A 25,690-nucleotide genomic window follows, 5' to 3' on the forward strand; every position below is an offset into this window, starting at 1 on the left:
CTCAGCCCGCGTTGCGGAACCACGTGACGGTGATCCGCTTGCCGGGGTAGAGCTCGGTGGTGTGCCACCGGTCGGAGAGCTCGTCGACGATCGCCAGGCCGCGGCCGGTGGGGTCCTCCCAGTCGGCCTCGCGGGGTGTCGGCCAGCCGGCCGCGTCGTCGGAGATCTCGATCTCGACCCGCTCCTCGTCGACGCGCAGCGAGAGGCTGATGACGTCGGCGCTGGCGCGTACGGCGTTGGTGACCAGCTCGCTCACGACCAGGACGACGTCCTCGGCCGTGGGCCTCGTGGTGCGGTCGAGGAGGTCGCGGAGCGGGGCGTCGACGAACCGACGTGCCGCAGCCGGGGCGCGGAGGTCACCGGGGAACTCGATCCTCATCGCACGTCCACCCGTCGGATAGCGAGCGCGGCGATGTCGTCCGACGCGTCCGGGTTGCGCAGTGTCGTGACGGCGTAGGACACCAGCTCGTCGACCGACCGGCCGTCCGCCTCGAGCAGGGTGGTCGCGAGCCGACCGAGCCCGACGTCGATGTCCTCTCCGCGGCGCTCGACGAGCCCGTCGGTGAAGCAGAACATCGTCGCGCCCGGCGACAGGTGGAAGGTGGTCTGCCGGTAGAGCGCCGGGCCGGTGCCCAGCGGTCGGCCGGGTGGAGCCTGGACGGGCCGGACGTCTCCGTTGAGCAGCAGCGGCGCCGGGTGACCGGCGTTCGCGATGGTCACCTCGCCGGTGCGTACGTCACCGATGCCCGCGATCACGGTCGTCAGGTGCCCATCCGTGGCGATGTCGAACTGTCGCGAGCACTTCTCGAGGGCGGCGGCCGGCTGCTGGCCGTCGAGCAGGTAGGCGCGGATCGTGAAACGGGCCTGCGCCATCACGGCGACGGTGTCCACACCGCGGCCGGAGACGTCGCCGACGACGAAGGCGAAGCGGTGCTCGTCGAGTGCGACGACGCTGAACCAGTCGCCGCCGATCTCGATGCCGTGCGCCCCGGCGACGTACTTGGAGGCGAACTCGAGCTCGGGCATGTCCGGGTGTGCGTGCGGCAGCAGTGCGCGCTGCAGCCGCTCGAAGAGGTCGCGCTGCTGCCCGTACAGCGACTCGACCTGCTCGTAGAGGGTCGTGATCGTCGAGGCGTCCTGCTCGGCCTCGCGGCGTCCGCGGACCAGCCACAGGCCGGCGATGGTCGCGATGAGCGTGAGGAGCAGGCCGCACACCAGGATCAGCAGCGGGAGCCACCTGCTCAGCGGCGATCCGAGGTGGGCGTGCGGCGTGGTCACCAGGGTCAGGACCGTGTCGCCGAACGGGATCGCTGCGCGTGCGGTGGTGCCTCCCAGCGGAAGCGAGGCCGGGTCGACGTCGGTGGTCGAGAGCGCGGCGTCGGTGATGTGCGGCCCGATGTAGATGGCGTAGTGCAGGCTGGCGAACGCCGAGTTGCGGTCGACCGGCGAACGCCGGTCGGCCGGGATGGCTCGCTCGGCGTAGACGGCGAGGCCGGTCTTCGGGTCCGCCTTGGCCCAGGCGATGCGGCTCTGGGCCCCGGCGGAGACCCGCTGGGTGACGGTCGTCTTGGAGTCGAGCGCACGCAGCACGTAGGCGTGCGCAGCGGCGCTGCTCGGAGCGAGCGCCGGGGCCACGCCCGTGGTCGCGAGCGGCACCACCCCGTCGCCCTGACGCTGCCACAGTGACGCGGAGACGAAGGGCTTGCCGGTGCCGACGTACGACGTCATGAACCGCGTGAACGCCGCGCTGCCGGCCGCCGGGCCGCCCTCCTTCTGAAGCGTCAGGGCGGTGCTCAACGGCTCCTCGACCAGGAGGATGGCCGTCGACAGCACCGCGGCCGCCTGCTTGGTCTGCTGGGAGAGCAGTCGCTCCTCGCTGTTCTCGTCGACCCGTGCCGTGGTCCAGCTCGCCACGCCGGTGAGGAGGATGCCGACGACGGCGATGAGTGCCCCGATCCACCTCGGGTTGCGCACCACCTGGCGCGGCCCGTGGGTCTCGGCCGCTGTGCGGACCGCCGGCTCGGTCAACTCTCCGGCCGCTCTGCGAAGAGATCTGTCAGCCCGGTCAGCTCGAGGATGCGCGTGACGGGACGGGGGACGTTCGTGAGCCGCAGCTCCCTGCCGGCGTCGGCCGCCGTGTTGTGCAGTCGCACGAGTGCGCCAAGGCCGCTGGAGTCGATGAACGTCACGCCGGAGAGGTCGACCTCGATCGCGTCCGCGTCGAGGGCGAGCAGACGGTCGGCGTGCGCCAGGAACTCGTCCACCCCGGAGATGTCGAGGTCGCCGGAGACCGCCAGGACGGGTGCACTGTCCTGGCTGGTCGTGGTCACGAACGCAGCCATGCCTTTTACCCTGTTTCCGAGCGTGAAGGGAGAGTGGAAGAAACCTAGCGTCAGGGGCGCCTGCGTGGGAGATCTTCGGCCTTCAACGCGCCAGGGGAAGTCGGACCGATAAACAGACAGGCTTGACTGTTTGTTGTTGTTTCCGCCAGTCTGGGCGGGTGACCCAGACGACCGCCCGCGTGCCGCAGGAGGAGCGCAGCCGCGCCATGCGGGCGCGGCTGCTCGAGGCATGCGTGGAGCTGCTGGTGGAGCGTGGCTTCGCCGGCACGACGACCACGCTGGTGTCCGAGCGGGCCGGCGTGAGTCGCGGTGCGCAGCTGCACCACTTCCCGTCGAAGAACGACCTGGTCTTCGCCGCCGTCGAGCACGTCACGAACGTCCGGGGTGACGAGCTCGCGGCGGCGGCCTCACGACTGCCCGGTGGCACGAGGCGCACCAGGGCCGTGCTCGAGATGCTCGCCGACCACTTCACGTCCCCGGTCTTCACCGCCGCGCTCGAGCTCTGGGTCGCCGCCCGGACGGACGCCGACCTGCTCGCCGAGGTGGCGCCCCTGGAGCAGCGGGTCGGGCGCGACACCCACCGGCTGACCGTCGAGCTGCTGGGCGCGGACGAGTCGTTGCCCGGCGTACGCGAGCTGGTGCAGGCGACGCTCGACCTGGTCCGCGGCCTCGGCCTGGCCAGCACCATCACCGACGACACGCGGCGACGGATGAGGATCCTCGACCGGTGGGCCGAGATCCTGGAGGAGCAACTGGCATGACGATGCTCGACGACCTGCTGAAGGACCTCGGGGCGGAGAGCGACCGGCTCCGCGCTGCGGTCGCGCCCCTGGACGACGCGGGATGGCACACGCCGACACCTGCGGAGGGCTGGGACGTGGCGACCCAGATCGCGCACCTGACCTGGACCGACGAGGCCGCCGTCCTCGCCGCCCGCGCGGCCCGCGGCGACAAGGAGGAGTGGGACGCGCTCGTGCTCGGCGCGCTCGAGGACCCCGACGGCTTCGTCGACAAGGGTGCCCACGCGATCGCCGAAGCCCTCCCCGAGGACCTCGTGGCCCGCTGGGACGCGGCGCGTGCCGGACTGGCCGACGCGCTCAGGGAGGTCGACGGCAAGCTGCCGTGGTTCGGGCCGCCGATGTCGGCGGCCTCGATGGCCACCGCCCGCTTCATGGAGACGTGGGCGCACGCGTTGGACGTCTACGAGGCGCTCGGCATCCGGCCCGTCGTCACCGACGGCATCCGACACGTCTGCCACCTCGGCATCCGCACCCGCGACTGGGCGTTCCGCTCGCACGGCCTGGAGCCACCGGCAGGGGAGTTCCGCATCGACCTCGTCTCCCCGGGCGGCGACGTCTGGTCGTGGGGGCCGGAGGACGCGGCGCAGAGCGTCACCGGGGCGGCGTACGACTTCGCGCGGCTGGTCACGCAGCGCATCCACCGCTCCGACACGGCGCTCGAAGCCGTCGGCCCTGATGCCGAGCGCTGGCTCGACATCGCCCAGGCCTTCGCCGGCCCGCCCGGACCCGGGCGGGCGGCACTGTGAACAGCGCTGTGAACAGCGTCAGGATCGGCAACTGCTCCGGCTTCTACGGCGACCGGCTCTCCGCGATGCGCGAGCAGCTCGAGGGCGGACCGCTGGACTACCTGACCGGTGACTACCTCGCCGAGCTCACCATGCTCATCCTCGGGCGCGAGCAGCTCAAGGACGCCTCGCTGGGCTACGCCAAGACGTTCGTCCGCCAGGCCGAGGAGTGCCTGGGCCTGGCGCTCGAGAAGGGCGTGCGGATCGTCAGCAACGCCGGCGGCCTCAACCCGGCCGGGCTCGCCGAGCGGCTGCGGGAGATCGCGCAGGGGCTCGGCATCGACGCCAGGATCGCGTACGTCGACGGCGACCGCGTCGAGGTGCCCGGCGCCCTCACCGCCAACGCCTACCTCGGCGGCTTCGGCATCGCCCGCGCGCTGGCCGCCGGCGCGGACGTCGTCGTGACCGGCCGGGTCACCGACGCGTCGCTCGTCGTCGGGCCGGCGGTCGCCCACTTCGGCTGGGCCGCCGACGACTGGGACCGGCTGGCGGCCGCGGTCGTCGCCGGGCACGTCCTGGAGTGCGGCACGCAGGCGACCGGGGGCAACTTCAGCGGCTTCACGCGACTGGACAGGAGCCGGCCGCTGGGCTTCCCGATCGCCGAGATCGCCGAGGACGGCACGGCGGTCATCACCAAGCACGGGGCCGATCACGGGGCGGATCACGGGGCCGATCACGGGGGCAGCGGCGGCGCGGTCACGGTCGACACGGTGACGGCCCAGCTGATGTACGAGATCCAGGGCGTCTCCTACCTCGGTCCCGACGTCACGACCGACCTCACGTCGATCACCCTCACCCAGGAGGGGCCCGACCGCGTCGCGATCACGGGCGTGCGCGGCACCCCGCCGCCCGCGCGGCTGAAGGTGGCGGTCAACGAGCTCGGCGGCTTCCGCAACACGGCCGACTTCGTGCTGACCGGCCTCGACATCGACGACAAGGCCGCATGGCTCAAGGACCAGGTGGCACCGTCGCTGGACGGCATCGAGCACGTCTGGTCGACGTACCGCGCGCCGGAGCCGGACTCCCCGACCGAGGAGGGCGCGGCCTGCCTGCTGCGGCTGACCGCGTGGGCGCCCACGCCCGACCCGCTGGGCAAGCCCTTCACCGAGCCGCTCATCGGGTTGGCCCTGGCGTCGTACCCGGGCTTCCACGTCACGGCACCGCCGTCCCGGCCCACGCCGTACGGCGCCTACCGCGCGGAGTACGTCGACCGCGGCGCCGTCGCCCACACCGTGACCCACGCGGACGGCTCGCGGGAGCAGATCGCGGACCCGCCGGCGTACGCCGAGCCCGTCGACCGGGCCGGCCAGCGCCCGTCGCCCTACCCGGCGCCGACCGACTCGCTCAACCGGCGGCTCCCGCTCGGGACGTTCGTGCACGCCCGCTCGGGGGACAAGGGCGGCGACGCCAATCTCGGGTTGTGGGTCGAGCGCGACGTGCCGAGCGAGTCCTACGACGCGCGCGTCACCTGGCTGACCAAGCTGATCACCCCGCGCAAGGTCGCCGAGCTGGTCCCGGAGGCCGCCGACCTCGACATCGAGGTCTACCCGCTGCCGAACCTCGGCGGCGTCAACGTCGTCATCCACGGGCTGCTGGGCGCCGGCGTGGCCGAGGGTCGGCGGTTCGACCCGCAGGCGAAGGCCCTCGGTGAGTGGGTCCGCAGCCGGATGGTCCACGTGCAGGGAGAGCTGCTGTGAACGATCCCCGCAACGAGCTGCGCGACCTGGGCGCCGAGTTCACCCGCCGTGAGGTCTTCCCCCACCTGCAGGAGTGGGAGGACGCCGGCGAGGTCCCGCGCGAGCTGCACGGGAAGGCCGCGAAGCAGGGCCTGCTCGGTCTCGGCTTCCCGGAGTCCGTCGGCGGCGAGGGCGGCACGTTCGCCGACGTCGTCGCCATGAACGAGGGCATGTACGCCGAGGGCGCCTCCTCCGGTCTGATGGCAGCGCTGTTCACCCACGGCATCGCGCTGCCGCACATCGCCGCCCACGGGTCGGCGGAGCTGGTCGACCGCTACGTCCGGCCGACCCTCGCCGGTGAGGCCATCGGCTCGCTCGCCGTCACCGAGCCCGGCGGCGGGTCGGACGTCGCGCACCTGACCACCCGCGCGGTCCGCGACGGCGACCACTACGTCGTCAACGGGTCGAAGACGTTCATCACCAGCGGCGTGCGGGCCGACTTCGTCACGACCGCCGTCCGGACGGGCGGTGGTGGCGCCGGTGGCATCAGCCTGCTCGTCGTCGACAAGGGCACGCCGGGCTTCACCGTCGACCGGTCGCTGCGCAAGATGGGCTGGCACTGCTCCGACACCGCCGAGCTCGGCTTCGCCGACGTGCGCGTCCCCGTCGAGAACCTGGTCGGGGAGGAGAACGCGGGCTTCGGCTACATCGCCGAGGCGTTCGTGACCGAGCGGATCGGCCTTGCGGTGCACGGCTACGGCATCGCCGCGCGGTCGTTGGCACTGACCGCGGCGTACGCCCGTGAGCGGACGACGTTCGGCGAGCCCCTGATCCGCCGCCAGACCGTGCGCCACACCCTCGTCGAGATGCACCGGCTCGTCGAGGTCGCGAGGACCTACGCCCACGCCGTCGTGGACCGGTACCTCGCCGAGGGCACCACCGCGGACACGATCGCGGCCGCGGCACTGGCCAAGCAGACCGCCGTCGAGGCGTGCCTCAGCGTCGTCGACCGGGCCGTCCAGCTGCACGGCGGCACCGGCTACATGCACGGCACCGAGGTGGAGCGGCACTACCGCGATGCCCGGATCCTGCCCATCGGAGGAGGAGCGACCGAAGTGATGACCGATCTGGCCGCGAAGCTGCTGGGGTACTCATGACGAACAGGGCCGCCATGCTCGAGAAGATCGAGAGCCTCGAGGCAGAGCACGCGAAGGCCGTCGCCGGCGGCGGGGAGAAGTACGTCGCCCGTCACCGGGCGCGCGGCAAGCTGACCGCCCGCGAGCGGATCGAGCTGCTCGTCGACGAGGGCTCGGCGTTCCTCGAGCTGCAGCCCCTCATCGGCTGGGGCTCGGACTTCGCCGTCGGCGGCTCGATCGTGACCGGCATCGGCGTCGTCGAGGGCGTCGAGTGCCTGATCGTGGCCAACGACCCCACGGTCAAGGGCGGCTCGCTCAACCCGTTCTCGCTCAAGAAGTCGTTCCGGGCCGCCGAGATCGCCGCCCGCAACGGGCTTCCGACGATCAACCTCACCGAGTCCGGCGGCGCCGACCTGCCGACGCAGAAGGACATCTTCATCCCGGGCGGCCAGGGCTTCCGCGACCTCACCAGGGCGAGCGCGCGCAAGCAGCCCACGATCTCGGTGGTCTTCGGCAACTCGACGGCCGGCGGCGCCTACGTGCCGGGCATGAGCGACTACGTGATCATGGTCAAGGAGCAGGCGAAGGTCTTCCTCGCCGGCCCGCCGCTGGTCAAGATGGCCACCGGCGAGGACACCGACGACGAGTCGCTGGGCGGCGCCGAGATGCACTCGCGCACCTCGGGGTCGAGCGACTTCCTCGCCGTCGACGAGCAGGACGCGATCCGGCTGGCCCGCCGGGTCGTCGCCCGGCTGAACTGGCGCAAGCACGGCCCGGCCCCCGCCCCGGCGTACGCCGAGCCGGACCTGGACCCCGACGGCCTGCTCGACCTGATCCCGACCGACCTGAAGGAGCCGTTCGACCCCCGCGAGGCGATCTTGCGCATCGTCGACGGGGTCTCGGCCGACGCTGGTGGAGACAACGGGGTGGCTTTCGACGAGTTCAAGCCGCTCTACGGCCCGTCGCTGTGCGTCGGGTGGGCGCGGCTGCACGGCTACGAGATCGGCATCCTCGCCAACGCGCGCGGCGTCCTGATGAGCGAGGAGGCGCAGAAGGCGGCGCAGTTCATCCAGCTGGCCAACCAGAAGGACACGCCGCTGCTCTTCCTGCACAACACCACCGGCTACATGGTCGGCGCGGAGTACGAGCAGCGCGGCATCATCAAGCACGGCGCGCAGATGATCAACGCGGTCTCGAACTCGAAGGTGCCGCACCTGACGGTCATCATGGGAGCGTCGTACGGCGCCGGCAACTACGGCATGAACGGCCGCGCCTACGACCCCCGCTTCCTCTTCACGTGGCCCTCGGCGAAGTCGGCCGTGATGGGCCCGCAGCAGCTCGCCGGCGTCATGGAGATCGTCGCCCGGCAGTCGGCGGAGTCGAAGGGCGAGGTCTTCGACGCCGAGGCGTTCGCCGGGGTGAAGGCGATGGTCGAGGGGATGATCGAGGAGCAGTCGCTGCCGTACTTCCTCTCGGGCCTCGGGTACGACGACGGGGTCATCGACCCCCGCGACACCCGCACCGTCCTGGGCATCTGCCTGTCCGTCATCGCCACGCAGCCGATCGAGGGTGCCATGAACTTCGGGGTGTTCCGACTGTGAGCCGGATCAGCAGGGTGCTCGTCGCCAACCGCGGTGAGATCGCGTCGCGGGTGTTCCGGACCTGCCGCTCGCTCGGCATCTCGACCGTCGCCGTCTTCTCCGACGCCGACGCGTCGCTGCCGTACGTGGCCGAGGCGGACGTCGCCGTGCGCCTGCCCGGGAACGCGCCGGCCGAGACCTATCTGCGCGGCGACCTGATCGTGGCCGCCGCGCTGCGGGCCGGTGCGACGGCCGTCCACCCGGGATACGGCTTCCTGTCGGAGAACGCGTCCTTCGCCCGCGCCGTGATCGACGCCGGCCTCACCTGGGTCGGGCCGAGTCCCGCCTCGATCGAGCAGATGGGCTCGAAGATCGGTGCGAAGGCCCTGATGAAGGCCGCCGGCGTCCCGGTCCTGGAGGCACCGGCCGCGCCGACCGAGGCCGATCTCCCGCTGCTCGTCAAGGCGTCCGCGGGCGGCGGCGGCCGGGGCATGCGGGTCGTCCGCTCGCTCGCCGCGCTCGACGCGGAGGTCGCCGCGGCCCGTGCCGAGGCGGAGTCGGCGTTCGGCGACGGCACGGTGTTCGTCGAGCCGTACGTCGAGCAGGGCCGCCACGTCGAGGTCCAGGTGGTCGGGTCGACCGTGTACGGCGACCGCGACTGCTCGATCCAGCGACGCCACCAGAAGGTGGTCGAGGAGGCGCCGGCCCCGGGTCTGCCCGACGAGGTCCGAGCCGCGCTGCACGAGGCCGCCCGGAAGGCGGCGGAGGCGATCGACTACCGCGGCGCCGGGACGGTGGAGTTCCTCTACGACGAGAAGTCGGAGCGGTTCTTCTTCCTGGAGATGAACACGCGTCTGCAGGTCGAGCACCCGGTCACCGAGGAGGTGCTCGCGGTCGACCTCGTCCAGAAGCAGCTGGAAGCCGCCGGAGTCGTGAGTGCGACCGTCGACCCGTCCACGGACGGGCCCACTCACAACCCGATGGGCTCGGCGATCGAGGTGCGGCTCTACGCCGAGGACCCGGCCGCGGACTACGCGCCGCAGACGGGCACGCTCACCCGCTTCGAGGTCCCGGCGATCGACGGACTCCGCGTCGAGGCGGGCTTCGCGTCCGGCTCGACGGTGACGCCCTTCTACGACGCCATGCTCGCCAAGGTGATCGCCTGGGCGCCGACCCGGGAGGAGGCCGCCCGCCGCCTCGCCGCCGGCCTGAGCCGCGCGCGGATCCACGGCGTCCGCACCAACCGCGACCAGCTCGTCGCGATCCTCACCTCCGACGCGTTCCTGGCCGGGGAGGTGTCGACCGCCTTCCTGACCGACGGCGGACCGCTGGACGCCTCCGCCGAGGACCTCGGGCCGTCCGGGGACGAACGGTCGGTCCGAACGGCCGCGGCCCTGGCGCTCGCCGAGACGGCGAAGGCCGCGCGACGCGTCCAGCAGCGCATCCCCGCCGGCTGGCGCAACGTCGGCAGCCAGCCGCAGCGGCTCGAGTTCACCGACGGGACGAGCGCGGAGTGGCTCGGCACGCGGGTCGGCTACCTGGTCGACGGGGTCACGGTGGTCTCGGCCGCCCCCGACAGGGTCGTGCTCGAGCGTGACGGGCTGCGGACGACGTACGACGTGGCGATCTGCGGAGATCGCATCGACGTCGACGGGCCGCTCAGCCACACCGCGCTGGAGCGGGCACCGCGCTTCGTCGACCCCGCGACCCAGGTCGCGGAGGGGTCGCTGCTCGCGCCGATGCCGGGCAGCGTCGTCGCGGTCCACGTCGCCGTCGGGGCCGAGGTGACCGAGGGGCAGCCGCTCCTGGTCATGGAGGCCATGAAGATGCAGCACACCGTCGCGGCGCCGCGGGCCGGCGTCGTCACGGAGCTGGCCGCGAGCGTCGGTCAGCAGGTCGAGGCGGGCGTCGTGCTCGCCGTGGTCGAGGAGCAGGCATGAGCACGATGACGGCGACACCCTTCACCGAGCCCGAGGAGCGGGTCGCGCTGCGCGAGGCGGTCGCCCGCCTGGCCGGCAAGTACGGCCACGAGTACATCGCGCGCCAGGCCGCGAGCGGCGGCAAGACCACCGACCTGTGGATGGAGATGGGCCGCAACGGGTTCCTCGGCGTCAACATCGCCGAGGAGTACGGCGGCGGGGGCGGCGGCATGGCCGACCTGGCCGCGGTGCTGGAGGAGGCGGCCGCGCAGGGCGCGCCCCTGCTCATGATGGTGGTCAGCCCGGCGATCTGCGGGTCGATCATCTCCCGTTGCGGCACCGACGAGCAGAAGCACCGGTGGCTGCCGAGCATCGCCGACGGCTCGCTGCTGATGGCCTTCGGCATCACCGAGGCCGACGCCGGCTCGAACTCCCACCAGATCAGCACGACCGCCACGCGCGACGGCGACGAGTGGGTGCTCAACGGGCAGAAGACGTTCATCTCCGGGGTCGACGAGGCCAAGGCCGTCCTCATCGTGAGCCGCACCGAGGACGCGAGGACCGGGAAGCTGAAGCCGGCGCTGTTCGTCGTCCCGACCGACGCCACTGGGTTCACCAGGCAGGTCATCCCGATGGCGTGGCAGGCGCCCGAGAAGCAGTTCACGCTGTTCCTCGACGACGTACGCGTGCCGGCCGACGCCCTGGTCGGCGACCCGGACAGCGCCGACGGTGGCCTGTGGCAGCTCTTCGCCGGCCTCAACCCCGAGCGCATCATGGGCGGCGCGCTGACCTGCGGGATGGCGCGCTACGCCCTCGGCCGAGCGGTGGACTACGCGAAGACGCGGACCGTCTGGAAGGAGCCGATCGGCACCCACCAAGCGATCGCGCACCCGCTCGCCAAGGTCAAGATCGAGCTGGAGCAGGCTCGGCTGCTGTGGCAGAAGGCGGCCGCGCTCTACGACGCGGGCGACGACTTCGCCGCGGGGGAGTACGCCAACATGGCCAAGTACGCGGGCGGCGAAGTCGCCTGCAACGCCACCGACGCGGCCGTGCAGACCCACGGCGGCAACGGGCTGACCGTCGAGTACGGCCTGGCCAACCAGCTGGTCGCCGCCCGGCTCGGCCGGATCGCGCCGGTGAGCCGGGAGATGATCCTCAACTTCGTCGCGATGCACTCCCTGGGCCTGCCGAAGTCCTACTAGCGCCGAGACGTCAATCCACACGGGTCGAGACGTCAATCCACACGGGTCGAGACGTCAATCCGTCTCCGCCTCAGCCGCCGGCCGGCCACCGCGACAGGGACGGATTGACGTCTCGACCCGTGTGGATTGACCTCTCGGGGTCAGAGGCAGCCGGCGTCGAGGCCGACCCGTCGCAGCGCGGCCAGGTCGCCGCGGTTGTAGTTGCCGTTCGGCGCGCCGATGTCGAGGGGGTACATCTGCTGGCTGCGGTCCTTCACGTGCTCCAGGCCGAGCGCGTGGCCGAGCTCGTGCAGGAGCAGCCCGCCGATCGAGTTGGGTCCGGTCCAGCCCTGGCGGAAGTGGAAGGAGCGGTCGATCACGACGCCGGACGACGTACGCCGGTCGTTGATCGCCCATCCGCCGCCCCCGAGCCCGATCGTCGGGCCGGCGAGACCGCTCACCGTGCGCGACGTTGACCAGGCGAACCCGATCCCGCTGGGCGGCAGGCCGCCGTTGCGCTGGCGGCTGAAGGGGACGCCGGAGTACCGGCCGGCGTACGTGAAGGTGAGGCCCGTGGCGGCCCGCGCCCGGGTCAGCGCAGCTGCGACGAGGGCGTGCGCGTTGCGTGGCGCGCCCGCGTAGTTGATGCGGACGGGGATCGGTTCGCACGGGTCGAACTGGGTCGAGTCGGTCCTCCCCGCTGACGCGCGTCCGGCGGGGCGGTAGGGCATCGGCACCGTGACCGCCCCCGCTGCTGAGGCGCCCGCGGCGATGGTCGCGTCGACGCCGACGTGCGCAGCCGCGGCGACCCGGAAGACGTGCCGGCCGTAGTAGAAGGTCGGTGCGTTCAGCGTGAACCGTCCGTGGTCGTCGGTGACGACGGCGGCGCCCGGCGGCCTGGCCCAGCCGTGCGCGCTCCGGATCTCGAGCGCCACCCGCACGCCGGCGACGGGCCCGTGGGTCGTGGCGTCGACGACGGTGCCCGCGACCGGGACGCGCCGGTTCAGCGCCGCGGTCCCAGGGATCACGGACACGCCCACCGAGACCGGGTGGGGAGTCGGCGCGGCGGCCGTCGCGGCCGACCCGGCGAGGCCGGGCAGGCCGGGGATCGCCAGGAGGCAGGCGAGTGCGAGAGCGACGTACGACGGACGCAGGGGACGTGACACGGATACGCCTCCTTCCGGCGTCCAGTCGGCACGTGTCGGTGGGACCTGAGGATTGACGGCATTCGAACGAATGTTCGACACTGGATCCGTGCTGTCGCCCCGTGAACGTCCTGACGCCGCGATCATCCATGCGGACCTCGACTCGTTCTTCGCGTCGGTCGAGCAGCGCGACGACCCGCGGCTGCGCGGCCGGCCGGTGATCGTGGGCGGCGGTGTCGTGCTCGCGGCGAGCTACGAGGCGAAGGCGTTCGGCGTGCACTCGGCGATGGGCGGTCGCGCGGCGACGGCGGCCTGCCCCGATGCGATCGTGGTGCCCCCGCGCTTCGATGCGTACGTCGAGGCGAGCAAGCGCGTCTTCGAGATCTTCCGTGACACCACCCCGCTCGTGGAGGGCATCTCGATCGACGAGGCGTTCCTCGACGTCGGTGGCCTGCGGCGGCTCGTCGGACCGCCCGAGCAGATCGCGGCGACGCTACGTGCTCGCGTCCGCGACGAGGTCGGGCTGCCGATCTCCGTCGGCATCGCCCGGACGAAGTATCTCGCCAAGGTCGCCAGCGCGGTCAGCAAGCCCGACGGGTTGCTGCTCGTGCCGCCGCACGGGGAGGAGCACTTCCTGCACCCCCTGCCGGTCGAGCGGCTCTGGGGCGTCGGCGCCGTCACGGCCGCGAAGCTCCACGCCGAGGGGATCTACACGATCGGCCAGCTCGCGACCCGTCAGGAGGTGGAGCTGAGCCTCGCGGTCGGCAAGGCGTCCGGGCGGCACCTGCACGCCCTCGCCAACCTGCGCGACCCACGGCCGGTCGAGGTGGGCCGGCGCCGCGGGTCGATCGGCTCGCAGAGCGCGATGGGTCGCCGGAAGCAGACGTTCGAGGAGCTCGAGGTGCTCCTGGCCGCGCTCGTCGACCGGGTGGCGCGACGGCTGCGCGCCGGCGAGCGGATCGGGCGGACGTTCACGCTCCGGCTGCGCTTCGACGACTACACGCGGGCGACCCGGTCCGCGACCATCCCGCGCTCGACCGGGGCCACGGCGACCTGGCTGGCGACGGGGAGGCGAGTCCTGCGCGAGGCCCGGCCCCTCGTCGAGGAGCGCGGCTGCACGCTGCTCGGGATCACCATCTCGGGGCTCGTCGACGCGCGGACGGAGCAGCTCGAGCTGCCGCTGTTCACCGCCGAGTCGAAGGGGGTCGAGATCGACGGGGCCCTGGACGCCGTACGCGACCGCTTCGGGAAGGCCGCCGTCACCCGCGCCGCCCTGATCGGGCGGCACACGGGCCACGAGATGCCGACTCTGCCCGATCCCGGACGGAGCGGCGGATAGCCTGTGCCGCGTGAGCGTCGTGGCTGCGGTGGACCAGGCTCAGCGCCGGTTTCCGCCCGCTGCGTTCCCGCTGGGTGTGATCTACAAGTTCTTCGACGACCAGGGCAACTACCTGGCCGCGATCGTCACCTACTACGCGTTCATCGCGATCTTCCCGCTGATGCTGCTCGGCTCCTCGATCCTGGGCTTCTTCCTGGACGGCAACCCGAAGCTCCAGGCGGAGCTGCTCAACTCCGCCTTCAGCCAGTTTCCGATCATCGGCGACCAGCTCGGCCGGCCCGGGTCGATCCAGGGCTCCACGGGCGGCGTCATCATCGGCTCGATCGCCGCGCTGTACGGCGCGATGGGCCTCGGCCAGGCGATCCAGAACACCCTCAACACCGCGTGGTCGGTGCCCCGCAACAGCCGTCCCAACCCGTTCCTGCTGCGTCTGCGGAGCCTGCTGCTGCTCGCCACCGCGGGCGTCGCGGTCCTGGCGCTCTCCGTCGTGTCCACCCTCGGCGCCAACACGCAGATCTTCGGGCCGCGCATCGACACCACGCTGCGCTGGCTGATCACCATCGTCACCGTGCTGCTCATCGGCACCGTGCTCACGCTGCTCTTCCGGCTGGCGACGGCCCGCGACCACCCGCTGCGCTCGGCCGCACCCGGTGCCTTCGCGCTGGCGATCATGTGGCAGTTCCTGCAGTGGATCGGCACGGTCTACGTGACCAACGTGATCAACGAGGCGTCCGGCATGAACAAGACGTTCGCGCTCGTGCTCGGCCTCATCGCGTTCATCTACGTGGCCGCGGTCATGGGTGTGCTCGGCATCGAGGTCAACGTGGTCCTGGTGCGGCGGCTGTGGCCGCGCGCGCTGCTGACGCCGTTCACGGACTCCGTCGACCTGACCGACGCGGACAGGCGGGCCTACGCGTCGTACGCGCTGATGAACCGGCACAAGGGGTTCGAGACCGTCGCCGTCACCTTCGACGGCCGTGACGGAGACACCCACGAGATCGTGATGGACCCCAGCTGGGCGCGGAAGAGCCGGCGCGTGCGGCGCCGACCCGAGGTGGAGTCACTGGGGCCGCACGAGATCAGCCACCCGCACGATCACCTCTGACGCAACGGCACGAACCGGTACGCGCCGTGCGTGCTCACCTCGTCGCGCCCCCCGGACCGGACGACGAGGACCATCCGCCCGTTGACCGGCACGACGAGCCGACCCGGGTCGCCGAGCTGCTCCAGCAGGGGTGCGGGCATCTCGGTCGCGCCCGCGGAGACGAGGATCCGGTCGTACGGCGCCCGGTCCGGTGCGCCGAGGATGCCGGGTGCGGACGGCTCGACGTGCGCCCACGGTCGCCCGGCGGCCCTGACGTTGTCCGCGCCCCAGCTGGCCAGCCCGCGCACGAGCTCGACGCCGACGACCTCGCCCGTGGGGCCGGTGAGGTGGGCGAGCAGTGCGGTGGTCCAGCCGGATCCGGCGCCGACGTCCAGCACCCGCTGGCCGGGCCGCACCTGGAGGAGTCGCAGCATGTTGGCGACCGTCGTCGGTTGGGAGTTCGTCTGGCCGTATCCGATCGGCAGCGGGGCGTCGACGGCCGCACGGTGCCGTTGCCCCTGCGGGAGGAAGCCCTCACGCGGGACGGCGGCGAACGCCTCGTCGACGCTGTCCATGTCCCTCCTGTTTCCAGCCGCCAGGCCGATTCCTCACGCGTCCCCTCACGCGTCCCCTCAAGCGCCCCCTCACGCGTCCCCTCAAGCGTCCCCTCAAGCGTCATAGTGCGACAACCGCGGCCACTGCGCGGCCCACGACCCGATCGGGCCGTCGCACAGCCGCACGGGCAGCCCCTGCTCCTCCGCGTCGACGCCGAGACGGTTGTCCAGCCGCGTCATCTCCCGGCAGCCGGTGAAGAAGCGGTCCGCCTCGATGTCGCCGACCACCACGACGGGGGTCGCCGTCGCGGCCGGTGGGCCCCAGTTGCGCCAGCCGTTGTGGCCACTGAAGACGGGCAGCCCGACGTCGTACCACTCGGCGGCGCCGGCCTCGCCGTAGTTCTGCGTGAACACGACGGCCGTACGTCGCTGCTCGGGCGTGAGTCCGTCGACGACCGCGCGGATCTGGTCGGTGTAGGCGGGCCACCCGACCGTCTCGCGCTGGTCCTCCCCGACGTCGGCGTAGAACGAGTCCGCCCACGTCCGCACCGGCAGCAGCGGCAGGAACACGGGCCAGGCGATCGCCGCCGAGAGCACCAGGACCACCCCCGCCGCGACGAGACGGCGCCCTCGCCAGCGCTCGGCCAGCACCACGCACCCGGCAGCGAGCAGCGGCGGGATCGCGCCGGCCAGGTAGTAGCCCTTGCCGCCGGCGAGCAGGAACCACGCGGCGAGCACCAGGAACGTGACCGCGACCGGGCGGGCCGGTCGCCACGCAGGCCGCCGCATCAGCGCGACCAGCCCGGTCAGCCACACGACGGCGATGAGCGGGCTCAGCATCAGCAGGGTCTCGAGGACGTAGCCGATCCGTCCGCCGAGGCCGCCGTACTCGTCCCGGATGTCGGCCGCGAGCGCGAAGACCGGCCAGCCGTGCCGAGCCTGCCAGACCACGTTGGGGAGCCACATCAGCGCTGCGATCGCCGCGGCGAGCCACGGCCAGGGCGTACGCAGCGCCGGGCGCGACTCGCGGCACACCGCGAGGGCGACGAGCAGGGCCACGAGGAGGAACAGCACGGCGTGCTTGTTGTTGAGGCCGACGCCCGCGACCACGCCGGCGGCGAGCCACAGCCGGCGGGCACGACGTACGTCGGCCCGGAGCGCGGCCGTCGCCAGCGCCAGGATCGCGGTCCACGCCAGGGTGTCGAACGTGGCCGTCTCGAGCCAGTGGCCGAGCGTCAGCATGATGACCGAGGCGGCGCACAGGACGGCCGCGAGCACCTGGGCCGCCGGGCGGCCGCCGAGAGTCCGTGCGAACCAGGCCGTCAGCAGCGTCAGGGCGACCGCGGCGAGCATGCTCGGCACCCGCAGCACGAGGAGGCTGTGCGGCGCGACCGTGTCGGCGAGCCGGGCGAGGACCGCGGTGAGGGCAGGCTGGTCGGGGTAGCCCCACGCGAGCCGGTGCCCGGCCGAGGCGAAGTAGAGCTCGTCGCGGTGCGGGCCGTAGTGCGGCGCGAGCGCGACCAGGGCGGCCGCCTGCACGGCCACCACGAGCGCGATTCCGCGCGCGCCGTCGCGTGTGCCGGTGGGGGTCACGAGCCGATGCTAGGGATTCCGGCAGGATGACCGCATGCCTGATTACGCCGAGCTGGTCCGGTACGACGTCGCGGACGGCGTCGCCACCATCACCCTCGACTCGCCCCACAATCGCAACGCGCTCTCGCGCCAGCTCCTCGGCGAGCTGCTCGAACGCCTCGCCAGGGCGGCCGCCGACGAGGACGCGAAGGTGGTCCTGCTGACCTCGGCGGGTCGGGTCTTCTGCTCCGGGGCCGACCTCTCCGAGGCCGCCAGCGGTGCCGCCGAGGACGGGCCCCGCGCCATCGTGGGCCTGCAGCGTGCGATCGTCGCCCACCCCAAGCCTGTCGTGGTCCGGCTCGCCGGGCCGGTCCGCGCCGGCGGTATCGGCATCGTCGCGGCCGCCGACATCGTGGTCGCGGCCGAGGACGCCGACTTCGCGCTCACCGAGGTCAAGCTGGGGCTCACGCCGGCGGCCATCTCGCTCACGGTCCTGCCCCGGCTGACCAGCCGCGCGGCGGCGTACACGTTCCTCACGGGGGAGCGGTTCACCGCGGCGGCGGCGGTGGAGTTCGGGCTGGTGACCACCGCGGTCGGGGCGGACGGCCTCGACGCCGAGGTAGCCCGGGTGTGCGCGTCCATCGTCACCGGCGCACCGCAGGGCCTGCGCGAGACCAAGGCACTGCTCGCCCGGCCGCTGCTCGCCGCCATCGACGCGGGTGCCGACGACATGGCCACGCTCAGCGCCCGGCTGTTCGCCTCGGACGAGGCGCGCGAGGCGATGCTGGCGTTCCTGAGCCGGAAGTCCTGAGCGACGCGCGTCGTGGGTGGGATCGCGCACTAGTCCGCGCGTGGACGCACTCACAACTGCCGAGGCAACCTTTCAGGTCGCCACCGAGTCGTAGGGGGCATGACAGCCATGGGGGTCACGGACGCGACGGTCGCGGGAGGTGACGCGGTCGGGTTCGAGGAGTTCGTCGCCGTCCGGTCCAGCGCGCTGCTCCGGACGGCGTACCTGCTCACCCACGACCACGCCCTCGCCGAGGACCTGCTCCAGACGACGCTGACCAAGGCCTGGTTCGCGTGGTCGCGGATCGAGGCGGCGCCGGAGGCCTACGTGCGCAAGGTGCTCGTCAACACCTTCGCCACCTGGTGGCGGCGCAAGTGGAACGGCGAGCTGGCGACCGACCAGGTGCCCGACGCGGGGGTCGCCTCCCGCGCCGAGGCGTCCGACGCTCGCCATGACCTGTGGCGCGCGATGGAGCGGCTGCCGCGCCGGCAGCGGGCTGTCGTCGTGCTGCGCTACTTCGAGGACCTGTCGGAGTCAGAGACCGCCGCGCTGCTCGGCTGCTCCGTCGGCACCGTGAAGAGCCAGGCCAGCAAGGCGCTGGCCAAGCTCCGCATCGACCCCTCGCTCGCCACCGTCGACACCACCGGGGAGGACCTCGCATGAGCACCCTCGACGACCTTCGCGCCACCCTCACGTCCCACGCGCTGGCCGAGGACACCGCCCTTCCCGGCCGGCTCGACTCCGTCCGCTCCCGCGTCACCGTCGTACGCCGGCGCCGACGTGCGGCCACGGTCGCCGGTGCGGTCGCCGCGATCGCCGTCGTGGCTGCCGGGGTCGCGCTCCCGCGCCTGGTGACGACCGACGGCGTCCCCGATCTCGCCGCCTCGGCGCACGTGACCTGGGGCGGGTTCGACTACGCGCTGGTCGAGGAGCTCCAGAGCCGGCCGGGGGACGATCGGCTCGACGTCACGATCCCGCGCTCCGACCGTGATCAGGTCGTGGTGCTCGTCGCCGAGGACCTTCACGGGGGCAGCGTCACTCTCGGGACGAAGGCGTCGCAGTCGGAGGGCGGCGAGCTGCTGGATCGCCTCGTCGAGGACGGTGCCGGAGCCCCGGTCTCGGTGACCGCGGCCGCCGGGACCGACGTCAGCCGGGTGCCGCTGGTCGCGACCGTCGACGGTGGCACCTCGGGCACGCGGGTCGCCGTCGCGGTCTACCGTCGCACGGACGCGATGCCGCGCGGTGTCCTCGACGCGACCGGGGCGACCGTCTTCCGGCAACGGGTCGGCGGGCGCGAGCTGCTCGCAGGCGCCTTCGTCGAGCCCGGCCGTGCGGAGCGGACCTTCAGCTTCCGCGGCGCCCTCTCGGACGTCCGTCTCGCCGACTTCTGCTCGGTCCCGAACGGCGGGTCGTGGAGGAACGGGCCGTGGGTCCACGTCTCGATCGACGGCGACGGCTTCATGAGCGGGTCGTGCGGGGCACCGTCCGAGGACGCGACAGGCTCGTCGTACTACCCCGATCTCCACGAGGTGAAGGAGCACAGCGCGCGCGTCTGGATCAGCACGACCCAGGGTGGCGCGCCGACTCCGGTGGCGGGTGCCGTGGTCGGGCTGGGCCTCTACGGCCCGACGGACACCGTCGACGTGCACGGCTCGACGATCGACCGGGTCGTGGAGTCCGCGGGGCGGCTGTGGCAGCTCGACCACGTGATCGACTCCGAGCCGGGCACCCACCGGATCGTCGCGACCTGGACCAACCCGCGTGACCACTTCCTCGTCGGCTACGCGGCCGAGCGGACCCGCCGGGTGACGATCGGCGGCACGGTCCCCGGCGGCGGCACGACCGACAACTCGGCCGGGAGCCTCGCCGACGCCCGCTCGTCCTCGGTGGGCGGCGTCGTCCTCCCCGGCGGCAAGCAGTCCTTCACCGTGACGTGGCCGGCCCAGTACGCCGACGCCAGCGGCGCGATCCTCGTCTACCGCCCGGCTGACTGACCGGCCCGGCGCGACGTCATACGGGGTGGTTGCCGGGACGACCACCCCGTATGACGTCCGGCGAACAAGGGAAAGAGCGAGACAACATGCGTCCGACGCGTCCCGAAGGGTAGGCTTTTCGACTTGCTGCCCTCTGCCAGAGAGGGTGGCCGGGACATGGATGAGCCTCGAGGGGACAGCGGGTTGAGCGAGGAGCTTGTCGAGCAGGAGATCGCGCGCGAGCAAGGGTTCGTGGACCGGGTCTACGTGCAGCTCGAGAGGTCGGCGAAGTCGGCCCAGGCGTTGGCGAAGGAAGGTCACGCACGCGGTGGCCTCGGCCACGAGGGAGGCCTCGTCGAACGTGACGCGATGGTCTTCCAGGCTGCGCGGCGCATCGCGCAGCTGGACGCGGCGCACGAGGGGCTCGTCTTCGGGCGCCTCGACCTGCGCCCGGAGGTCGACGGCGAGCCCCGCTACATCGGGCGGATCGGGCTGCGCGACGACGACCGCGACTCGCTGCTGATCGACTGGCGTGCGCCCGCCGCCGCGGTGTTCTACCAGGCCACCGCGGCGGAGCCGCAGAACGTCGTACGTCGTCGTGTGCTGCGATCCCGCGGTCGCGACGTGCTCGGCGTCGAGGACGAGCTGCTCGACGGCACCGCCGAGACCGATCTCCCGATCATCGGCGAGGGCGCCCTGATGGCGCAGCTCAGCCGCGCCCGCGACCGGCAGATGCACTCCATCGTCGCCACGATCCAGGCCGAGCAGGACAAGGCGATCCGCGCGCCGGGCAAGGGCGTGGTGTCGATCTCCGGCGGCCCCGGTGTCGGCAAGACCGTGGTCGCGCTGCACCGTGCGGCGTACCTCCTCTACACCGACCGGCGTCGCTACGAGGCCGGCGGCGTGCTCATCGTCGGCCCGTCCGGCGTGTTCATGACCTACATCTCGCGCGTCCTGCCGAGCCTCGGCGAGACCGCGGTCGCCCTGCGCAGCCTCGGCGAGGTCGTCGACGGCGTCCGGGCGACCCGCCACGACGAGCCCGCCGTCGCGGCCGTCAAGGGATCCGCGCGGATGGCCGAGCTGCTGCGCCGCGCCGCGCGCCAGCAGGCGCCGGGCAGCCCGGGGGACTTCCGGATCTTCTACCGCGACGACGTCCTCGTCCTCGACGTCCGCAGGCTCGGCCAGCTGCGTCGCCAGCTGATGAGCCAGGGCCGCCGCAACCGCCAGGTGCCCCGGGTCGCCAACGCGCTGCTCGACGCGCTGTGGCGCCAGGTGCGCGGCGAGCGCGGCCGCGAGCGCGGCAAGGAGGCGTTCGAGGACGACATGCTGAGCGACCAGCGCTTCCTCGACTTCGCCGCGGGCTGGTGGCCGGCGCTGGACGCGCAGACCGTGCTCGGCTGGCTCCGCGACCCGGAGTTCCTGGCCCGCGTCGGCGAGGCCGTCGTCTCGGCCGAGGACCAGGCGCTCCTGCTGAAGTCGTGGTCGTCGCACCCTGCCGCCAACGGAGGGGTCGACCTGTCCATCGAGGACGTCCCACTGCTCGACGAGCTCCGCTACGCCCTCGGCGACCTGCCCGAGCAGCCGGCCGACGAGCGTGACGTCGACCCCGAGCTCGGCATCAACGTGCAGGAGCTGATCACAGCCTCCGACCGTGAGTACGCCACCGGGCCCGGCTGGCGCCCGCCGACCAACCGGATCGACGACGACCCGTTCTCGCACGTCCTCATCGACGAGGCGCAGGACCTCACGCCGATGCAGTGGCGCATGGTCGGCCGCCGCGGCCGGACGGCGTCGTGGACCATCGTCGGCGACCCGGCCCAGTCGTCCTGGCCGGTGCCGGAGGAGGCCGCGGCCGCCCGGGCGGAGGCGCTCGAGGGCAAGGCGGTCCACGAGTTCCACCTCGGCACCAACTACCGCAACAGTGCGGAGATCTACGACTTCGCCGCGGCGTACGCCGAGCGGGTCGGCCTGAACGCCGACCTGCCGACCGCCGTGCGGTCGACCGGTGTCGAGCCGGTCGTCATCGACGAGGTCGTCGACCTGGAGGCGACCACTCGCGACGAGGTGGTCCGGCTGGCCGGCGAGGTCGCCGGCACGGTCGGCATCGTCGTGCCGGTCGCGCGCCGCTCGGAGGTCAACTCCTGGCTCGCCTCGTGGCCGGAGCTCGCCGACGACGCACCCTCGGCTCGGGCCTCCGCGGCCGACGCGGGCGCGACGCCGTCCGGCGACGACCGCGTCGTCGTGCTCACCGGCCTGGACACCAAGGGCCTGGAGTTCGACGCCATCGTCGTCGTACGTCCTCAGGAGATCGAGGACGAGTCGCCGACAGGCCGGGCGACCCTCTACGTCGTGCTCACCCGCGCCACGCAGCTGCTGACGACGATCAGCTGACGGGGTCGGCCGGTCCGCGGCCGGCTGCGGCGGGGCGGAGTGGCTCAGGAGCGGCGCGCCCCTGCCGACGGTGACGAGGACCATCGCGACGTCGGTCGCCTGCCGGTTAAGGTGCGCTCGGCGCGTCGTACTCATGAACGGACACACATGTCGCACCGGTATCTCCTTCGGCTGACCGCCCTGGTGTCGGGGCTCGTGCTCCTCGGCGCGGCACCCGCGACCGCCGGACGCGAGCTGCACGGGCGTCAGGTCGGGCCTGCGGCGAGCCGGCTGGCCTGGTCGGACGCGGGGACCTACGTGCTGGGCGACTCGATCACCGCCGAAGGCACCGCCGAGCTCCAGGCACGCCGGCCGCGCTGGACGATCAACGGCCTGCACGGCCGGCCGGTCTCGACGCTCCCGCTCATGGTCGCGAACGTCCGCGCGGTCGACCAGCGGCCCTTCCGGGTCGTCGTCGAGCTCGGGTCCAACCAGTCGCCGGCGTGGTCGAAGTCCGACTACCGGGCCGCGATCGACGCTCTGCCGACGTCGACGCGCGTGCTCCTCGTGACGCCGTACAAGCAGCCCGGTGGCCACTGGGCGCCCAAGGGTGTGCAGGCGACCACGCGCTACGCCCGCTGGATGCAGCAGGTCGCCCGAGAGCGGCCGCACACCTGCGTCGTCCCCTGGCGCGCGAAGGCGGCCGCCCACCCCGAGTGGCTGCGCGACGGGCTGCACCCGACCGACGACGGCTACGCGCACTGGGCCGACCTCATCCTGGAGACCGACAGCACCTGTCGCTGAGCCGCCGTCCCACGCCGTCCCCGCGCCTGAAATCACGTGGCGGCGGGCGACTACGCTGCCGCTCATGACCACGCACTCGACCGCCCGGGACGCCATCGCCGCGATCCAGGGGCACGAGGCGTGGGCGCTCATCCGGCGCTCCACACGGGTGGGTGGCAAGGACACGATCGGGGCCCTCGGCGGCGCCCGCTGGGTGGCCGAGTCGCTGCTCGACGTACCTCTCGAGACCGGCGCGCCCGAGCCCGGGCACACGGTCGACAGGCTCGTCGCGGTGCCGTTCCGGCAGGTCGCCGAGCGCGGGTTCGAGGCGCACGACGACGGTACGCCGCTCGTCGTGGTCGACGTCGAGACCGAGATCGAGCTGACCGTCGGCGACGTGATCGAGGCGCTGCCGGACGGTGACATCGAGTTCGTCGACCGCGGCGGCTTCGAGTCCTCCGACGCGGACTACGAGAAGCTCGTCGAGGCGATCATCCGTGACGAGATCGGGCAGGGCGAGGGTGCCAACCTCGTGATCGGCCGCCACTACCGCGCCGTCGTCGCCGACTGGAGCGCCGAGAAGGCGCTCACCGTGTATCGCAGGCTCCTCGAGCGCGAGCGCGGCGCCTATTGGACGTTCCTCTTCTTCACCGGCGACCGCTACCTGATCGGCGCCTCGCCCGAGCGGCACGTCTCGATCGTCGGCGGCGACGTGCGGATGAACCCGATCTCCGGCACCTTCCGCCTCCCGCGGCTGTCGGTGGACACCGTGGAGGCGGCGACCCCCGAGAGCACGGTCGCCGAGCTCAAGCCCGCGCTGCTCGACTTCCTCCGCGACGAGAAGGAGATCTACGAGCTCTACATGGTCGTGGACGAGGAGCTGAAGATGATGTGCGACATCTGCTCCGAGGGCGGCCAGGTCCTCGGGCCGTTCCTGAAGCCGATGTCGCGGCTCATCCACACCGAGTACCTCCTCGCCGGCCACACCGAGCGTGACCCCCGCGAGGTCCTGCGCGACACCATGTACGCCGCCACGGTGACGGGGTCGCCCGTGGAGAACGCCTGCCGCCTGATCAAGACCTACGAGCCCGAGGGCCGCGGCTACTACGGCGCCGCACTGGCGATCTTCGGTCGCGACGCGTCCGGCGCCCCGGTCGTCGACAGCCCGATCGTCATCCGCACCGCCGACGTGTCGGCCTCCGGCGAGCTGAAGGTCACGGCCGGGGCCACGCTGGTGCGCGACTCCGACCCGGCGTACGAGGTGGCCGAGACGCACGCCAAGGCCGGCGGCATCCTCGCCGCCTTCGGCCTCGTGCCGCCGGCGCCCGTGCCGTCGGGTCTCGGCATCCCCGAGCTGGTCGCCGACGAGGACGTGCTGCTCGAGCTCAACAAGCGCAACCGGCGGCTGTCGTCGTTCTGGCTCACCGACCAGGCCGGCGCCACGCCCGACCCGCGCCTCGCCGGCCTCTCGGTCGTCATCCTCGACGGCGAGGACGACTTCGTGAAGATGCTGCGCCACATCCTCGGCGTCTTCGGCATGACCTCGACGGTCGTCCGCCACGAGGAGATCGACGAGAGCCGGCTCGACGACCAGCTCAACGGGGACCTGGTCATCGTCGGGCCCGGACCGGGCGATCCCCGCGACGGCGCCGACCCGAAGATGGCCAACCTGCGGGCCGCGGTGGCGTCGCTGCTGGCGGCTCGCCGGCCGTTCCTCGCCGTCTGCCTCGGCCACCAGGCGCTGTGCCACCAGCTCGGGATCGGGCTGCACTACAAGGACATCGTGTTCCAGGGCACCCAGTCGGCCGTGCCGCTCACGCTCCGCGGGGAGAGCCGCACGGAGCGGGTCGGCTTCTACAACACGTTCGTCGGTCGGGCCGACGGGCCGCTGCCGGACGGCGTCTCGGTGGACGCCGACGCGGTCTCGGGCGACGTGCACGCCGTCCACGGTCCGCACTTCGAGGGCATCCAGTTCCACGCCGAGTCGATCCTCACCGAGCGCGGCTTCGACGTGCTCCACGAGCTCGTCGCCCGACTCCTGCTGGACTGACGGTGGCGCCGCGCGTGGTCGTCGTCGACCACCACGACTCCTACACCTGGAACCTCGTCCACCTCGTCGCGTCCGTCACCGGCCGACTGCCCGACGTCGTCGAGCACGACGAGGCGTCCTGGGTCGACCTGGCCGGCTACACCCACGTCGTCCTGTCGCCGGGGCCGGGCCACCCGTCCGCCGAGCGTGACTTCGCGCTGGGTCGTGAGGTGCTGCTGGCCGCCGACCGGCCGGTGCTGGGCGTCTGCCTGGGGATGCAGGGCCTCGTGACGACGTACGGCGGGGTGGTCGGCCGCGTCCTGCCCGCCCACGGCGAGGTGGCGTCGGTGTCCCACGACGGCCGCGGGGTGTTCGCGGACGTGCCGTCGCCGTTCGACGCGGTGCGCTACCACTCCCTGGCCGCCCTGGAGCTGCCCGACTGCCTCGAGGCGACCGCCTGGGCCCCCGACGGAGTGATCATGGGCGTGCGGCACCGGACCCTGCCGCTCGAGGGCGTGCAGTTCCACCCCGAGTCGGTGCTGTCCGAGCACGGCGCCGCGCTCGTCGCGAACTTCCTGGAGGTCGCGTGGACGCCGGCGTGACCCCTGGGTCGTCCTCCGCTCCACGAGGTG

22 protein-coding genes are annotated in these 25,690 nt (G+C 72.5%); 16 read left to right on the top strand and 6 right to left on the bottom strand.

From position 1 onward, the window contains the following. Nucleotide 1 precedes the first annotated feature (1 nt). Genes ABD205_RS04905 through ABD205_RS04915 form a run of 3 tightly spaced genes read right to left on the bottom strand, consistent with a single transcriptional unit; the run spans nucleotide 2 to nucleotide 2,342 of the window. Entirely contained in the window at nucleotides 2–379 is a 378-nt protein-coding gene (locus ABD205_RS04905; RefSeq protein WP_344042988.1) for an ATP-binding protein, read from the bottom strand. Next, nucleotides 376–2,028, bottom strand: a complete 1,653-nt coding sequence (locus tag ABD205_RS04910) for a PP2C family protein-serine/threonine phosphatase (RefSeq protein WP_344042990.1) — start codon at nucleotides 2,026–2,028, stop codon at nucleotides 376–378. The genes ABD205_RS04905 and ABD205_RS04910 overlap by 4 nt, the downstream gene beginning before the upstream one ends. Beyond that, nucleotides 2,025–2,342 (bottom strand): STAS domain-containing protein, encoded by a 318-nt coding sequence (locus ABD205_RS04915; protein WP_344042992.1) that lies wholly within the window; start codon nucleotides 2,340–2,342, stop codon nucleotides 2,025–2,027. Before ABD205_RS04915 ends, ABD205_RS04910 begins: the two co-directional genes overlap by 4 nt. A 158-nt stretch (nucleotides 2,343–2,500) precedes the next feature. Between ABD205_RS04915 and ABD205_RS04920 the strand changes: the two genes are divergently transcribed. Genes ABD205_RS04920 through ABD205_RS04950 form a run of 7 tightly spaced genes read left to right on the top strand, consistent with a single transcriptional unit; the run spans nucleotide 2,501 to nucleotide 11,440 of the window. Continuing rightward, on the top strand, nucleotides 2,501–3,103 hold the full coding sequence (locus ABD205_RS04920; RefSeq protein ID WP_344042994.1) for a TetR/AcrR family transcriptional regulator: 603 nt from the start codon (nucleotides 2,501–2,503) through the stop codon (nucleotides 3,101–3,103). After that, complete coding sequence (locus ABD205_RS04925; protein ID WP_344042996.1) at nucleotides 3,100–3,888, top strand: TIGR03084 family metal-binding protein; 789 nt, start codon at nucleotides 3,100–3,102, stop codon at nucleotides 3,886–3,888. The genes ABD205_RS04920 and ABD205_RS04925 overlap by 4 nt, the downstream gene beginning before the upstream one ends. A gap of 8 nt (nucleotides 3,889–3,896) precedes the next feature. Beyond that, nucleotides 3,897–5,624 carry an acyclic terpene utilization AtuA family protein gene (locus tag ABD205_RS04930; RefSeq protein WP_344042998.1) on the top strand — a complete coding sequence of 576 codons (1,728 nt, stop codon included), beginning with the start codon at nucleotides 3,897–3,899 and terminating at the stop codon, nucleotides 5,622–5,624. After that, complete coding sequence (locus tag ABD205_RS04935; protein ID WP_344043000.1) at nucleotides 5,621–6,760, top strand: acyl-CoA dehydrogenase family protein; 1,140 nt, start codon at nucleotides 5,621–5,623, stop codon at nucleotides 6,758–6,760. Before ABD205_RS04930 ends, ABD205_RS04935 begins: the two co-directional genes overlap by 4 nt. Then, a complete protein-coding gene (locus ABD205_RS04940; RefSeq protein WP_344043002.1) occupies nucleotides 6,757–8,340 on the top strand; it encodes an acyl-CoA carboxylase subunit beta in 1,584 nt (527 codons plus the stop codon). Before ABD205_RS04935 ends, ABD205_RS04940 begins: the two co-directional genes overlap by 4 nt. After that, a complete protein-coding gene (locus tag ABD205_RS04945) occupies nucleotides 8,337–10,259 on the top strand; it encodes an acetyl/propionyl/methylcrotonyl-CoA carboxylase subunit alpha (RefSeq protein ID WP_344043004.1) in 1,923 nt (640 codons plus the stop codon). Before ABD205_RS04940 ends, ABD205_RS04945 begins: the two co-directional genes overlap by 4 nt. After that, a complete protein-coding gene (locus ABD205_RS04950) occupies nucleotides 10,256–11,440 on the top strand; it encodes an acyl-CoA dehydrogenase family protein (RefSeq protein ID WP_425572778.1) in 1,185 nt (394 codons plus the stop codon). The genes ABD205_RS04945 and ABD205_RS04950 overlap by 4 nt, the downstream gene beginning before the upstream one ends. Before the next feature lie 140 nt (nucleotides 11,441–11,580). Here ABD205_RS04950 and ABD205_RS04955 read toward each other — a convergent pair whose 3' ends face one another. Then, nucleotides 11,581–12,585, bottom strand: a complete 1,005-nt coding sequence (locus tag ABD205_RS04955) for a matrixin family metalloprotease (RefSeq protein ID WP_344043006.1) — start codon at nucleotides 12,583–12,585, stop codon at nucleotides 11,581–11,583. 88 nt (nucleotides 12,586–12,673) lie between these two features. Here ABD205_RS04955 and dinB point away from each other — a divergent pair, with 88 nt between their 5' ends. Together dinB and ABD205_RS04965 are read left to right on the top strand one after the other, a co-directional pair. Continuing rightward, entirely contained in the window at nucleotides 12,674–13,903 is a 1,230-nt protein-coding gene (gene dinB, locus ABD205_RS04960; protein WP_344043008.1) for a DNA polymerase IV, read from the top strand. Between the two features lie 10 nt (nucleotides 13,904–13,913). After that, complete coding sequence (locus tag ABD205_RS04965; RefSeq protein WP_344043010.1) at nucleotides 13,914–15,008, top strand: YihY/virulence factor BrkB family protein; 1,095 nt, start codon at nucleotides 13,914–13,916, stop codon at nucleotides 15,006–15,008. On the opposite strand, the gene ABD205_RS04970 is transcribed toward ABD205_RS04965, so the two are convergent. Together ABD205_RS04970 and ABD205_RS04975 are read right to left on the bottom strand one after the other, a co-directional pair. Then, nucleotides 14,999–15,562, bottom strand: coding sequence for a protein-L-isoaspartate O-methyltransferase family protein (locus ABD205_RS04970; protein ID WP_344043012.1), 564 nt, complete (start codon nucleotides 15,560–15,562; stop codon nucleotides 14,999–15,001). The two genes, ABD205_RS04965 and ABD205_RS04970, sit on opposite strands and share 10 nt — an antisense overlap. 93 nt (nucleotides 15,563–15,655) lie before the next feature. Continuing rightward, complete coding sequence (locus ABD205_RS04975; protein WP_344043014.1) at nucleotides 15,656–17,134, bottom strand: ArnT family glycosyltransferase; 1,479 nt, start codon at nucleotides 17,132–17,134, stop codon at nucleotides 15,656–15,658. A 34-nt stretch (nucleotides 17,135–17,168) separates the two neighbouring features. Here ABD205_RS04975 and ABD205_RS04980 point away from each other — a divergent pair, with 34 nt between their 5' ends. The 7 genes from ABD205_RS04980 to ABD205_RS05010 all read left to right on the top strand — a co-directional run bounded on the left by ABD205_RS04980 (nucleotide 17,169) and on the right by ABD205_RS05010 (nucleotide 25,660). Continuing rightward, entirely contained in the window at nucleotides 17,169–17,924 is a 756-nt protein-coding gene (locus ABD205_RS04980; RefSeq protein WP_344043016.1) for an enoyl-CoA hydratase family protein, read from the top strand. Nucleotides 17,925–18,023: 99 nt separating this feature from the next. Continuing rightward, nucleotides 18,024–18,566 (top strand): SigE family RNA polymerase sigma factor, encoded by a 543-nt coding sequence (locus ABD205_RS04985; RefSeq protein WP_344043018.1) that lies wholly within the window; start codon nucleotides 18,024–18,026, stop codon nucleotides 18,564–18,566. Beyond that, nucleotides 18,563–19,897 (top strand): hypothetical protein, encoded by a 1,335-nt coding sequence (locus ABD205_RS04990; protein WP_344043020.1) that lies wholly within the window; start codon nucleotides 18,563–18,565, stop codon nucleotides 19,895–19,897. The genes ABD205_RS04985 and ABD205_RS04990 overlap by 4 nt, the downstream gene beginning before the upstream one ends. A 183-nt stretch (nucleotides 19,898–20,080) precedes the next feature. Next, nucleotides 20,081–22,267, top strand: coding sequence for a HelD family protein (locus ABD205_RS04995; RefSeq protein WP_344043022.1), 2,187 nt, complete (start codon nucleotides 20,081–20,083; stop codon nucleotides 22,265–22,267). A gap of 147 nt (nucleotides 22,268–22,414) precedes the next feature. After that, complete coding sequence (locus ABD205_RS05000; protein WP_344043024.1) at nucleotides 22,415–23,050, top strand: SGNH/GDSL hydrolase family protein; 636 nt, start codon at nucleotides 22,415–22,417, stop codon at nucleotides 23,048–23,050. A 64-nt stretch (nucleotides 23,051–23,114) separates the two neighbouring features. Further along, complete coding sequence (locus ABD205_RS05005; protein WP_344043026.1) at nucleotides 23,115–25,079, top strand: anthranilate synthase family protein; 1,965 nt, start codon at nucleotides 23,115–23,117, stop codon at nucleotides 25,077–25,079. 2 nt (nucleotides 25,080–25,081) lie between these two features. Continuing rightward, nucleotides 25,082–25,660 (top strand): anthranilate synthase component II, encoded by a 579-nt coding sequence (locus ABD205_RS05010; protein ID WP_344043028.1) that lies wholly within the window; start codon nucleotides 25,082–25,084, stop codon nucleotides 25,658–25,660. The last annotated feature ends 30 nt before the right edge of the window (nucleotides 25,661–25,690 follow it).

Origin of the sequence: Nocardioides panacihumi (genome assembly GCF_039530925.1) — a bacterium.
Lineage (GTDB): Bacteria > Actinomycetota > Actinomycetes > Propionibacteriales > Nocardioidaceae > Nocardioides > Nocardioides panacihumi.

Excerpts from the sequence above, each read along its gene's own strand:
- ABD205_RS04905 (WP_344042988.1), bottom strand. The coding sequence starts at position 379 with ATGAGGATCGAGTTCCCCGGTGACCTCCGCGCCCCGGCTGCGGCACGT.
- ABD205_RS04915 (WP_344042992.1), bottom strand. The coding sequence starts at position 2,342 with ATGGCTGCGTTCGTGACCACGACCAGCCAGGACAGTGCACCCGTCCTG.
- ABD205_RS04925 (WP_344042996.1), top strand. The coding sequence starts at position 3,100 with ATGACGATGCTCGACGACCTGCTGAAGGACCTCGGGGCGGAGAGCGAC.
- ABD205_RS04940 (WP_344043002.1), top strand. The coding sequence starts at position 6,757 with ATGACGAACAGGGCCGCCATGCTCGAGAAGATCGAGAGCCTCGAGGCA.
- ABD205_RS04950 (WP_425572778.1), top strand. The coding sequence starts at position 10,256 with ATGAGCACGATGACGGCGACACCCTTCACCGAGCCCGAGGAGCGGGTC.
- ABD205_RS04970 (WP_344043012.1), bottom strand. The coding sequence starts at position 15,562 with ATGGACAGCGTCGACGAGGCGTTCGCCGCCGTCCCGCGTGAGGGCTTC.
- ABD205_RS04980 (WP_344043016.1), top strand. The coding sequence starts at position 17,169 with ATGCCTGATTACGCCGAGCTGGTCCGGTACGACGTCGCGGACGGCGTC.
- ABD205_RS04985 (WP_344043018.1), top strand. The coding sequence starts at position 18,024 with ATGACAGCCATGGGGGTCACGGACGCGACGGTCGCGGGAGGTGACGCG.
- ABD205_RS04990 (WP_344043020.1), top strand. The coding sequence starts at position 18,563 with ATGAGCACCCTCGACGACCTTCGCGCCACCCTCACGTCCCACGCGCTG.
- ABD205_RS05000 (WP_344043024.1), top strand. The coding sequence starts at position 22,415 with ATGTCGCACCGGTATCTCCTTCGGCTGACCGCCCTGGTGTCGGGGCTC.
- ABD205_RS05005 (WP_344043026.1), top strand. The coding sequence starts at position 23,115 with ATGACCACGCACTCGACCGCCCGGGACGCCATCGCCGCGATCCAGGGG.